Origin of the sequence: Polaribacter staleyi, assembly GCF_038024045.1 — a bacterium.
Taxonomy (GTDB): Bacteria; Bacteroidota; Bacteroidia; order Flavobacteriales; family Flavobacteriaceae; genus Polaribacter; species Polaribacter butkevichii.
In genome coordinates, this window is the sequence record NZ_CP150665.1 from 2,507,342 (window position 1) to 2,520,172 (window position 12,831).

At 30.0% G+C, this 12,831-nt stretch carries 11 protein-coding genes; 10 read left to right on the top strand and 1 reads right to left on the bottom strand.

Annotated elements, in window-relative coordinates:
• Positions 1-198 precede the first annotated feature (198 nt).
• On the bottom strand, positions 199-891 hold the full coding sequence (locus tag WHD07_RS10755) for a hypothetical protein (protein WP_343328391.1): 693 nt from the start codon (positions 889-891) through the stop codon (positions 199-201).
• A 546-nt stretch (positions 892-1,437) separates the two neighbouring features.
• On the opposite strand from WHD07_RS10755, the gene WHD07_RS10760 reads away from it, so the two are divergent.
• From WHD07_RS10760 to WHD07_RS10805, 10 genes are all read left to right on the top strand, one after another.
• On the top strand, positions 1,438-2,832 hold the full coding sequence (locus WHD07_RS10760; protein WP_343328392.1) for a glycosyltransferase family 2 protein: 1,395 nt from the start codon (positions 1,438-1,440) through the stop codon (positions 2,830-2,832).
• Between the two features lie 357 nt (positions 2,833-3,189).
• Positions 3,190-4,041: a tetratricopeptide repeat protein gene (locus WHD07_RS10765; protein ID WP_245893539.1), complete on the top strand. Its 852-nt coding sequence runs from the start codon at positions 3,190-3,192 to the stop codon at positions 4,039-4,041.
• A gap of 130 nt (positions 4,042-4,171) precedes the next feature.
• On the top strand, positions 4,172-5,935 hold the full coding sequence (locus WHD07_RS10770) for a BatD family protein (RefSeq protein WP_343328393.1): 1,764 nt from the start codon (positions 4,172-4,174) through the stop codon (positions 5,933-5,935).
• A 1-nt stretch (position 5,936) separates the two neighbouring features.
• Positions 5,937-6,695 (top strand): SH3 domain-containing protein, encoded by a 759-nt coding sequence (locus WHD07_RS10775; protein ID WP_105049789.1) that lies wholly within the window; start codon positions 5,937-5,939, stop codon positions 6,693-6,695.
• A 66-nt stretch (positions 6,696-6,761) separates the two neighbouring features.
• Complete coding sequence (locus tag WHD07_RS10780) at positions 6,762-7,058, top strand: hypothetical protein (protein WP_343328394.1); 297 nt, start codon at positions 6,762-6,764, stop codon at positions 7,056-7,058.
• A gap of 83 nt (positions 7,059-7,141) precedes the next feature.
• Complete coding sequence (locus tag WHD07_RS10785; RefSeq protein WP_343328395.1) at positions 7,142-8,734, top strand: SulP family inorganic anion transporter; 1,593 nt, start codon at positions 7,142-7,144, stop codon at positions 8,732-8,734.
• 5 nt (positions 8,735-8,739) lie between these two features.
• The gene (locus tag WHD07_RS10790; RefSeq protein WP_343328396.1) at positions 8,740-9,525 is read left to right on the top strand and encodes a universal stress protein; all 786 of its coding nucleotides are present in this window, start codon (positions 8,740-8,742) and stop codon (positions 9,523-9,525) included.
• A gap of 14 nt (positions 9,526-9,539) precedes the next feature.
• Positions 9,540-10,169 (top strand): carbonic anhydrase family protein, encoded by a 630-nt coding sequence (locus tag WHD07_RS10795; protein ID WP_105049786.1) that lies wholly within the window; start codon positions 9,540-9,542, stop codon positions 10,167-10,169.
• A gap of 93 nt (positions 10,170-10,262) precedes the next feature.
• Positions 10,263-12,125 carry a SulP family inorganic anion transporter gene (locus WHD07_RS10800; protein ID WP_343328397.1) on the top strand — a complete coding sequence of 621 codons (1,863 nt, stop codon included), beginning with the start codon at positions 10,263-10,265 and terminating at the stop codon, positions 12,123-12,125.
• An 11-nt stretch (positions 12,126-12,136) separates the two neighbouring features.
• Positions 12,137-12,763: a carbonic anhydrase gene (locus WHD07_RS10805; RefSeq protein WP_105049784.1), complete on the top strand. Its 627-nt coding sequence runs from the start codon at positions 12,137-12,139 to the stop codon at positions 12,761-12,763.
• Positions 12,764-12,831: the final 68 nt, after the last annotated feature.

Here is a 12,831-nt window from a genome sequence, read left to right on the forward strand (position 1 = left end):
AAGAGCCGATTAAGTTTTAATCGGCTCTTTTGGTGTGAAAAATAGTTTGCTATTATTTTTCGAACTTTATTAATAAATAAAAAAGCCTATGTTTTTTTAAACGTTATTGTCTGCAGACCTTTTTAAACTAAAAACTTAATTAAATTGTTATTCATTAATAGCCATAAGTTCTATTAAATAATCATTTTTGAATTTTCTTTAAAAACGAAAAGGCCCCGAAATCTCATAACCGTTAGGTTTTAGAATAGGCAATTCTTTTAGATGTTTTAATTCTCCTTTTCGTGTATAAGTATCAAAAATACTTTCTCGATTTGTACCTTGAATATATTTACCTTTTTTCCTTTCTAACCAACAATTTACTACAACTCCAACAAATTTTGGATAATGATTTCGTTTTGCTAATGGTTGACTTAAATTAAAATTCTCTTTCTGATTTCCCTTAAGATTAACTTGTGGATGGTTGTTGTGATTATATTTCCACCAAATAGAAATGTGTAATTCTCCAAAGCCTATATTTCGCCAAATAATTACAGAGCTATAACCAAAAATTTTACAGAAGATATGCCCTTCTTCATTTTCTTCGTTAACATCCCCTAAATCTAATGAAATGTAATTTTGTTCAATTAATTTATTCACCGCACCTACAAGTAAGTTTCTGTAAGGATCACGTGTTTCCCCTTCAATAGATTCTTTTGGTGCAAAATTAATTTTGTGTGGTGAATTATTATTGCACTTTTCTGCTTCATTCAGGAAATGCTTCCAATTATTGAATCCTAATTTTTCAACTGTTATGTTTAAAGCTTGATGGTAAGGAAGGTTTTGTTCTCTTTTAATATTTTTCGCACATCTTTTTATGTACTTAATATTATATTTATTTAAACTTAATTTCATCGTAAAATATATTTGTAATCGCTATAAAAAATGTCACTCATCAATCATTCTCCAGAAGCGAGAATATACTTCGATTAAACTATGTTTTGATTAACGGTGTCGATACAACTTCTCTATGATGAGTGGAAAGCGTCCGTAAAAGCTAAACAAATTTACGATTAATAAACTGAAAACAAAAAAATCTATTGATATTAGTTTTCAGTTTTATGATAAACTATTTATATTCATCCCCTTGCATACACATAACTTATAAATATCCAAAATCCCCTCAAAACTTAAAAACAACCTTCTATTTTTTTAAATCTAGCTTCAATTATCAATTGGTAGCTACTACCTATACTTTTTTACAAGGGTTCAACTATCAAAAACCACAATAAAAAAAAAGTAATCTGCACAACAATAAGGTATATATTTTACACACCAAGTGGGTAAAAATTACACACAAAAACACACTAAAAACTTATAAATACCAGTAAATAGGCACTTATTTCTAACGGCACGCAAATTGGTTTAGATGTATACACAAGATCTAAATAATTTTTAAAAATGAAATCAGCAACCTTTAATTTAAAATTACAGCATAACAAATTTTCTATAGAAAATAAGAAAACCTCTCCAATTAATTATAGAGCTCTTATTATTCTTGTAAGTTCATTTGTTATAATGATTGGCGCTGCTTATTCCGTTTATGTATTACAAGATGATTTTTCAAAATTTAATTTTAATAGATTAAATAACAATTTTGGATTTCTATTTTTCACATTTGCAGCCGTATTGTTTGTCTTTGGAGCAATGACTTTTATTTACGATGTATACTTATACTTTAAATACAAACCAATTGCCTCTGTAAGTGATAACGAACTCCCTACTGTTACAGTAATTGTACCTGCATATAACGAAGGAAAACAAGTTTGGGCTACGCTAGAAAGTTTAGCCAAAAGCGATTATCCAAAAGAAAAATTACAATTACTATCCATTGATGATGGTAGTAAAGACGATACTTGGTATTGGATGAAAGAAGCTAAAAGAATTTTAGGAGATCAAGTAACCATAATGCAACAACCTAAAAACATGGGTAAAAGACACGCATTATACCGTGGTTTTCATATGGGTACAGGAGAAGTTTTTGTAACGGTAGATAGTGATTCTATTGTAAAAAAGGATACCCTTCGTAATTTAGTAAGTCCAATAGTTACAGATAAAAAATGTGGTGCTGTAGCAGGTAACATTCAGGTGTTGAATAATAAAAAAGCCTTGTTGCCAAAAATGCTAAATGTAAGTTTTGTAATGAGTTTCGAATTTAAACGATCTGCAGAAAGCAGTTTAAATTCTGTTTTATGCACTCCTGGAGCATTAGCGGCTTACAAAGCAACTGCCGTATTTGCATGTTTACCAGAATGGATCGATCAAAAATTTATGGGGAAAGCTTCGGATATTGGTGAAGATAGAGCCTTAACCAATATGATTTTAAAACAAGGTTACAGCGTGTTATTTCAAAAAAATGCCTATGCCTATACAAATGTACCAGAAGACTATACGGGCTTGTATAAAATGTTTATTAGATGGGGCAGAAGTAACGTTAGAGAAAACATTGCCATGTATAAATATGTTTTTACCAATTTTAAAGAAGGTAGCAAATTTGGATCGAGATTGTTATTTGTTACGCAATCAATAAAAATGATAATGTCTTACCCTTTTTTAATATTCATGTTCTATTTCGTCTTAACACATCCCGTTTTATTTATAAGTTCTACACTATTAAGTATTTTAATATTCTCTACATTCCCTGTATTATTTTACTCAAAAAAATATGATTTAAAAGAAGCTTTGTGGGCATACTCGTACAGTATTTTATACACCTTCGGATTATTCTGGATTACTCCATATGCAATTGCAACAGCAGGTAAAAGTGGTTGGTTAACTCGTGAACTAGCTGCATAAATAGATTAAGAATTAAGGACAAAACAACCTTTGTAAATATCGGTTAAAGAAGTAACCCCTAATTCTATTGATGAACAGTAAATACTATTTATTGTTCATCAATTTTTTGTTTATAGGTGTTTTATGCAAAGCCATACAAAAACACCTACCTTTTTAGGTAACTGACAGTAAACAACATACCCCAACTACAACCCTAAAAAAACTTTAGTTTTATAGATTATAAAGGTCTTTTAACTAAAAAAGAATGTAATTTTTACACTGTATAAATTATTAAAAATAACAACTTATTAACAAAATACTTTTTTTGAATGCCTTACTTTTGTAATCATTAATTTTTATGAAAAATGATACAGAATTATGAAAGAAATTCAAAATAAGATGAAGAATTTACAATACATCCTTATCGTTTTCTTAATGCTATTTTCATCTAAAGAAATTTTAGCACAAAAAGATTCTATTGCTTTACAACGACAAGCAAGAAAGTTGTTAAGACAAGGAAATGAATTGTACAGTAAAAAGCAATTTACAGACGCCTCTGTTGCTTATCAAAAATCATTAAGTAACAACTCTAATTACGATAAAGCCTCTTATAATTTAGGGAATGCTTTTTATCAAAATAAAAATTTTAAAGAGGCTGTACCTCAATACGAATTAACTGCAAAAACTGCAAAAGATAAATTTACAAAGGCAGAAGCGTTTCATAACATCGGTAACGCTATGATGGAGCAAAAACAATATCAACCAGCGGTTGATGCCTATAAAAATTCTTTAAGAAACAATCCTAATGATGATGAAACTCGCTATAATTTAGCCGTTGCCCAGAAATTATTAGAAAAAGAAAATCAAGATAATAAAGACGACAAAAACAAGGATAATAAAGACAATAAGGATAAAAAAGATAAGGACAAGAAAGACAAAGACGATAAAAATAAAGACAAGGATAAAGACAAAAAAGACGGAGACGACAAGGACAAAAAAGACGACAAAGATAAAGATGGTAAGGGAGACAAGGATCAAAAGAAAAACCAAGATCCTAAAAAAGATGAGAAAAAAGAGCAACAAAAACCCAAACCTCAACAAGGAAAAATGTCTCCGCAACAAATAAAACAATTGCTAGAAAGCTTAAATAATGAGGAAAAGAAAACTCAGAAAAAAATGAATGCTAAAAAAGCAAAAGGTAAAAAAGTAAAACAAGAGAAAGATTGGTAAAAAAATCCCATCTTTACTTCTTCAAAAAAGAAGAAACTCAACCTTAAAGGACTATTTATAGTTGAGGAAAATATAGTTTAAAATAAAATAAGCGTGTTTCTCCCATTTTGGGAGATTTAGAGAAACGAATATGAAGTTGAAATTTTACATAACATTATTTATAAGTTTGCTTTCGCTTACAGGAGTTGCCCAAGAAGCAACCTTATTAGCAAAAGTGAGTAAAAATAAGTTGGGCGTAAACCAACGATTGCGAATTGAATTCTCAATAAACAAACAAGGTGGAGATGATTTTTCTCCTCCTAAATTTTCTAATTTCAAAGTTGTTGGCGGACCAAGCCAATCGGTAAGTCAATCTTGGATAAACGGAAAAGCTAGTTTTACACAGTCTTACTCGTACATTATTCAACCCAAAAGAAAAGGAGAATTAACTATTGGGCCAGCAAGCATTAAAATTGGCGGAAAAACAATAAAATCTGAACCCATAAAAATTATTGTTTCAGATGCTGTTGCTGTACCCAAAAACCCAAATGACCCTAATTATGTTGCACAACAAAACATACATTTGGTTGCAGAAATTTCTAAATCTAGCCCTTATGTAGGAGAAGGAATCTATGTAGAATATAGACTTTATGTAAGCGAAAATGTTAGTGTTTACGATACCAATGTTACAGAAGCACCACAATACAATGGTTTTTGGAATCAGGCTATTAAAATAGATGCGTACCCTGTAAAAATGGGGAAATATAATGGAGAAGATTACAGATACATTGTGCTTCAAAAAGCTTTATTAATACCTACAAAAACAGGAAAATTAGCAATAGATCCTATGAAAATGGATATTGTTATTGGTGTTCCTACAGGGAGAGCAGATTTTTTTGGAAACGTAATTACCAGAAATGTTAGAAAAGAATTTGCTTCCGTAAAAAAAACAATTACTCCTAAAAGTCTTCCTTTAAAAGGCAAACCTACAAATTATAATGGTGCTGTTGGAGATTTTAATTTTGATGTTTCTTTAAATAAAGATGTTTTAAAAGCAAATGAAAGTTCTCAAATTAAAGTAGCCGTTTCTGGAGAAGGAAATTTAAAATTATTTGAATTACCAGAAATTACAACTCCGGTTGAATTAGAAAAATATCAACCAGAAAGAAAAGAAAAAGTTAGAGTGAATTCTGGCGGAATTTCGGGTTCGGTATCCGATTTATACACCATTGTACCACAGTATAAAGGAAAATATAAAATTCCGAATGTTTCTTTCTCTTATTTTAATCCGAAGGAAGAAAAATACCACACTATTACAACCGATGATTTCTATGTAAACGTATTAGAAGGCAAAGAATTAAAACCAGTTACAGACACTAATACGATTCAAAAACAAACCGTAACTTCTACAGGTAAAAACTTTAGATATATACAAACAAAAAGTAATTTAGAGCTTGTAGACACAAGTGATTTCTTTAAATCGAACTTGTTTTATATTTTATTATTATTACCTCTAATTACAATTCCGATTGGTATTTTTATTGCTAAAAAGAACGAAGAAAGAAGTAACGATCTTATTGGAAACAAACTTAGAAAAGCAGAAAGATTGGCTAAGAAATATTTATCTAAAGCACAAAAACAATTAGGTAAAAAAGAAGCTTTCTACGAAGCTTTAGAACGCGCATTACACAATTACTTAAAAGCAAAATTAGGTATTGAGACGGCAGATATCAGTAAAGAAAAAATTACTGAAATTTTAGAAAATAAAAAAATTGAAACAACCACAATTCATCAATTTATAGAAGTATTAAAACATTCTGATATGGCACGTTACTCTCAAATAACCAACACAGAAATGGAAGCTGAATTTGAAAGAGCTAAACAAGTTATTGTTGAATTAGATAAACAATTATAAAATGAAGAAACTATTTTTTTTATTGTTGATAATTGTCAACTCGGTTACTGCACAAAATGTAGATAGCTTATTTGTATCTGCAAATAATTTATATAAAAACGGTAAATTTAACGAAGCTATTGAGTTATATAAAAAAGTAGAATCGCAAAAATTAGTATCGTCAGAGTTGTATTATAATTTAGGTAATTCTTATTATAAACTTAACAAAGTAGGTCCATCTATCTATTATTATGAAAAAGCTTTAAAATTAAATCCTTTAAATGAAGATGTAAAAAACAATTTGGTTTTTGCAAAACGCTTAGCGTTAGATAATATTGAGGTATTACCAAAAACAGTTTTACAAAAGTTTTCTGTAAATTATTTACAAAAACTATCTTATAACCAGTGGGCAGTAGTAGTTATTGCATGCTCTATTTTAGGTAGTTTGTTATTTTTATTATTTTACTTTGCAGAAAGCCCTTCTAAAAAACGATTCTATTTTACAACAAGTAGCATTAGTTTTATACTTTTAATTGCTTCATTATTTATTACTTATAATCAATATCATTTTTCTATAAATAACAAAGAAGCCATTGTTTTTGCAGAGAAAACAGAAGTTAGAAATGCGCCAACATTAAATTCTGAAGAAGTTTTTACGTTACATGAAGGCACCAAAGTATTTGTTTTAGATGCAGTAGATAACTGGAAAAAGATTAAACTAGCCGATGGTAAATTAGGATGGATAATTGCTGACGAAATTAAAATAATAAGTGATTTTTAATGTTTAATTAACAAGTTTTTAAGATTTGCTTTGCTATTTTTGCAATTCAGGAAAAATAAAAAATATTTGAAAATTAAAATTGCAATCTTATTCTCTATACTTTTTGTGAGTGTTATTACAGCACCAACAATTATAAGTTTTGTTGATGAAAATCAAGATATTTCAATTTTCTTAAGTTTAAATGAAGAAGAAGAAGACAATTACGAGTCAGAAACTTTTAAAGAACTAAAAGTATATCCGCATTCCTCATTACAAGTATTTTTTAGAAAAATTGAAAGAAGAGAAATTGTACGTTTTACATCTAAAGACTACACCTCTTTGTTTCCTAAGATAACTACCCCACCACCTAAGTTTGTACTTTAACCTTCGTACAAAAAAAACAACAATTTATTTAACTTAACAAAAAAACTCTATTCTTATAAGAACGGAGTAAAAACACATTACATATGTTTAAAAACATTAAAAACGATTTACCTGCAAGTATTGTAGTGTTTTTCGTAGCATTACCTTTATGTTTAGGTATTGCTTTAGCAAGTGGGGCACCATTATTTTCTGGAGTTATTGCCGGTATTATTGGAGGTGTTATAGTAGGTAGCCTTAGTGGCTCTAAATTAGGTGTTAGTGGTCCTGCAGCAGGATTAGCAGCTATTGTATTAACCGCTATTGGAACCTTAGGTAGTTATGAAAACTTTTTAGTTGCTGTAGTATTAGCAGGTATTATTCAATTAATTTTTGGGGTATTAAAAGCCGGAGTTATTGGTTATTATTTTCCATCTTCTGTAATTAAAGGGATGTTAACCGGTATTGGTATCATCATTATTTTAAAACAAATCCCACACTTTTTTGGGTATGATGCAGAACCAGAAGGAGCTGATGCTTTCTTAGAAACTTCAGGAGAAAACACTTTTTCTTCTATTTTTAATATTTTCGATCATCTTATTTTAGGATCTGTTGTAATTGGTCTTTTAGGGTTAGCTGTAATTTTATTTTGGGATACTGTTTTGGCTAAAAAAGCCAAATTTTTTACGGTTATTCAAGGGCCATTAATTGCAGTTGTTTTAGGTATTATATACCATTTACTTACAAGTAGTAATGAAACATTAGCTATTTCTGCATCACATTTAGTAAGTGTACCTATTCCTGATGATATTGATTCTTTTCTAGGTCAATTTAGTTTTCCTAATTTTGGTGCAATTACAAATCCAGAAGTATGGGTAGTAGCTTTTACAATTGCATTAGTAGCAAGTTTAGAAACTTTATTAAGTGTAGAAGCTTGTGATAAATTAGATCCAGACAAAAACGTTACACCAACCAATAGAGAATTATTGGCACAAGGAGCAGGAAACATCGTTTCTGGTTTAGTAGGAGGTTTACCAATTACGCAAGTAATTGTAAGAAGTTCTGCAAATGTACAATCTGGCGGAAAAACAAAATTATCTACTATTATACATGGTTTCCTTTTGTTAATTTCTGTAATTTTAATTCCAACTTTATTAAATAAAATTCCATTATCCGTACTAGCTGCCATTTTATTAGTTGTTGGTTACAAATTAGCAAAACCAGCATTATTTAAACAAATGTATAAACTAGGATGGAAACAGTTTGTACCGTTTATTGCAACGGTTGTTGGTATTGTTTTTACAGATTTGTTAATAGGTATTGGTTTAGGATTAGCGGTAGGAATTGTAGTTATTTTATTAAAAAGTTACCAAAACTCTCACTTTCTTCATATTGAAGATAATAGCAATGGTAAACACAAAATAAAAATGACTTTAGCAGAAGAGGTAACTTTCTTTAATAAAGGTGCTATTTTAAAAGAATTAGATAGCCTACCAAGAGATACCTATTTAGAAATAAATCTTATTAAAACAAGGTATTTAGATAACGACATTATAGAAATTCTAGAAGATTTCTTGTTTAAAGCAAAAGAACGAAACATTGAAATAAAATTAATATCTAAACGTGGTACGGTAGAAAATCCGGCAAGTTTTATTCACTTCTTTAATGATAGACCTAAATCTAATTTAAGTTTAAGTTAAAGACGATGGAAAAAAAGAAAAAATATAAAATTTTAGTACTATCAGATCTAAAAGAAAACACACTAAGTGTCTTAAAAAGCTCTGTAAGTTTAGCTAAAATAATAGATGCAGACATTCATTTTTTTTATGCCAAATCACCTACAGATATTGTAAAAAACGACAATCAATTATCTGCCAAAAGGGAGATAAATGAATCGTCTTTTATAATTGATAAAGAAATTAAAAACATTGTAAATTCGTTTACTAAAGACAATAACGTACCTATTAAATATTCTTTTACTATTGGCAACGTAAAAAACGAAATCGATACTTATTTAAAAGAAAACAACACAGATATTGTTGTTTTAGGAAAAAGAAAATCGAAATCTTTACATTTTCTTGGAGATAATATTACAGACTTTGTTTTACAACAACACAAAGGAACAATTGTTATTGCAGATGAGCATAATTCTTTAGAACAACCTAAAGAAATGTCTTTAGGTATATTTAACCAGACAAAATCTAATAATATACTTGTAGAGCATATTTTAAGTTCTTCTAACAAACAGTTAACTTCTTTTAAAATAGTAGATAGTTCTAGTCATTTAAAAGAAGAACCTTTATCTAACGATAAAAAAACAACTGAGTACGTTTTTGAAAAAGGAGACAATGCCATGAAAAACATTTGCAATTATTTATCAAAAAGTAGTATCAATTTACTTTTTGTAAATAGAAATCATAGTAACACAACAAAATCAAATATTAAAGAGGCAATTAAAAACCTTAATTGCTCTCTTATTTTAACAACATAAAAAACAAAAAGATTATGAAAGCACATACAAGAGAAACGCAAGCTACAATGACACCAGAAAAGTCATTACAGTATTTAAAAGAAGGAAACCAAAGATTTCAAGACAATTTAAAAGCACATAGGAATTTATTAGAACAAGTTAACGATACCAGTTCTGGTCAATTTCCTTTTGCAACTATTTTAAGTTGTATCGATTCTAGAGTTTCTGCAGAACTTGTTTTTGACCAAGGTTTAGGAGATGTTTTTAGTATTAGAATTGCTGGTAACTTTGTAAACCAAGATATTTTAGGATCTATGGAGTTTGGTTGTAAATTAGCAGGCACAAAACTTATAGTTGTTTTAGGACACACAAGCTGTGGAGCCATAAAAGGAGCTTGCGATAACGCTAGATTAGGAAACTTAACAGCAATGCTTAATAAAATAAAACCAGCAGTAAACGCTATTTCAGAACCAAAAGATCCTTCTTTAAGAAATTCTTCTAACCTAGAATTTGTAGACAATGTTGCTGCAAAAAACGTAGCACTTACTATAGAAAGAATTAGACACGAAAGTGAAGTTTTATCTACCATGGAAGAAAATGGAGAAATTATGATTGTGGGTGCCATGTATAATATTAACGACGGTGGCGTAACCTTCCTTAATTAAAAAAGCACCCTATTACTTAATAAAAGAGACCTTAAAAATCTCTTTTATTAAGTATATATTAATTATATTACCTAGAATATTTAGAACTACTATATGAAAAATTTATTCTCAAATATAAAAGGTGATATTTTTGGTGGTATTACAGCAGGTATTGTAGCACTACCACTAGCACTTGCTTTTGGAGTATCTTCTGGTTTAGGCCCTAGCGCAGGTTTATATGGCGCTATTTTTATAAGTTTTTTTGCGGCACTTTTTGGAGGAACAAGCACCCAAATTTCTGGACCAACAGCACCAATGACCGCTGTTAGTATGGTTGTTATTGCAGGTCTTATTGCAGCAAATGATGGAGATGTATCTAAAGCTCTACCCGCAATTTTAACCGTTTTTTTATTAGCAGGTTTATTTCAAATAGGTTTAGGGTTAATTGGCTTAGGAAAATATATTAGATATATTCCTTATCCAGTAGTTTCTGGTTTTATGACCGCAATTGGTCTAATTATTTTACTAACACAAGTATTGCCTTCTGTAGGGTATTACCCTAAAGATGATGTAGAATTTGTAAGTAAATTTAATGCACAAGCACAACAAGTTATTTTAGAAAACATCTTAAAAGATGAAGTTGGAGACGGAGTTTTAGTCATCGACAACTTTAAAGAAACAATTACTACAGCACAAAAAACAACATCTAAAGACATTGAAAAAGAAGCACAAATACTAGCTGCCAAAGAAACTTCTGGCGCATTAGGTGCTATTAAAGCAATTCCTAGAGCACTACAAAATATAGATTGGTTAGAACTTTTACTGGCCTTAGGTACCATTTTTATAATCTATGGCTTTAAACGAATTACCACTAAAGTACCAAGTACATTGGTGGCACTTGTGGTAATGTCTGGTATTGCAGTTGCTTTTGGCTTAGAATATAGAACGATACAAGAAATTCCAAGCGGAATACCATCTATTAAATGGGAAATATTTACCGGATTTTCTTTAAACAGCATTACTCCTTATATTTTTACAGCATTAACATTAGCGCTCTTAGGTGCCATAGATTCTCTTTTAACAAGTGTTGTTGCAGACAACATGACCAAAACAAAACACAAACCAAATAATGAATTAGTAGGACAAGGGATAGGAAATAGTATTGCCGCTTTGTTTGGTGGAATTCCAGGTGCTGGGGCAACTATTAGAACTGTAGTAAACATTAATGCAGGAGGAAAAACAAAACTTTCTGGAATGATTGCTGGTGTTATGCTACTAATTGTAATGCTTGGTTTAGGTCCTATTGCCTCTAAAATACCCGCAGCAGTGTTAGCAGGCATCTTAATTACCGTTGGTATTGGAGTTATGGATTACAAAGGATTAAAGGCAATACCTAGTTTGCCTAGAGATATTAAAATAGGTCCTTTAAAATTAAGTTCAGAGGTGTTAATTATGATGGTAGTAATGCTGCTTTCTACTTTTTGGAATTTAGTATACGCAGTAGGTATTGGCTTGATTATTGCATCACTCATGTTCATGAAAAAAATTGGAGATTTAACGGCAGAAAGATCTGATGTAAAATCATTAAAAGAAGAAGAATGGTCTGATGAGAAAGAGTTTCCTTCTATATTAAAAGAAGAAGTGTTTATAAAACACATTAAAGGGCCTTTATTTTTTGGCTCTACAAGCGATTTTCAAGCACTTTATCAACAAATACCTAATACTGCTAAAATAGTAATTATGCGTTTGGGCAGAATGCAATATATGGACCAATCTGGTCTGTATGCTATGGAAGATATGTTGTTAGATTTAAAAACTAAAAACGTAGAGGTTTTATTTGTTGATCTTTTAAAACAGCCTAGATATATGATGGAAAGAATTGACATCATTCCAGATTTTATTCCAAAAGAACACATTTTTAAATCTTTTGATGCCTGTACCAATTGGATTAAACAAAACAGAAAAAACACTAATTAAAACTTAAAAAAATGGATTTAAATAAGGTTTTCAAGAACAATGAAGATTGGGTAAAAGAAAAATTATCTGTCAATAAAAATTTTTTTGAAGAATTGGGGAAAGGCCAAAACCCAGAGTTATTATACATTGGTTGTTCAGACAGTAGAGCTACAGCAGAAGAACTTATGGGCGCAAAACCCGGAGAAGTTTTTGTGCATAGAAATATTGCTAATATGGTTATTAGTATCGATTTAAATGTAATGTCTGTTGTAAATTATGCCGTAGACCAATTAAAAGTTAAACACGTTATTGTTTGTGGTCATTATGGTTGTGGTGGTGTAAAAGCGGCAATGCAATCTGCAGATTTAGGTATTTTAAATCCTTGGTTACGTAATATTAGAGACGTTTATAGAATTCATGCAGACGAACTAAATACAATTGATTCTGAAGAAAAAAAGTATGAACGATTGGTAGAATTAAATGTTAAAGAACAATGTGTAAACCTAATTAAAACTGCGGCAGTGCAAAAAGCATACAGAGATCGTGGCTTAAAAGTACATGGTTGGGTTTTTGATATTCATACAGGAAAACTAATAGATCTTAAGATTGATTTTGAAAAATATCTAGAAGATATTATGAAAATTTACCATCTAGATTAGAAATTAAAAAGGCTGTTTAAAAAGTTTTTTTGGCAAGCTTTACCCTTTTTAAACAGCCTATTCTTTAT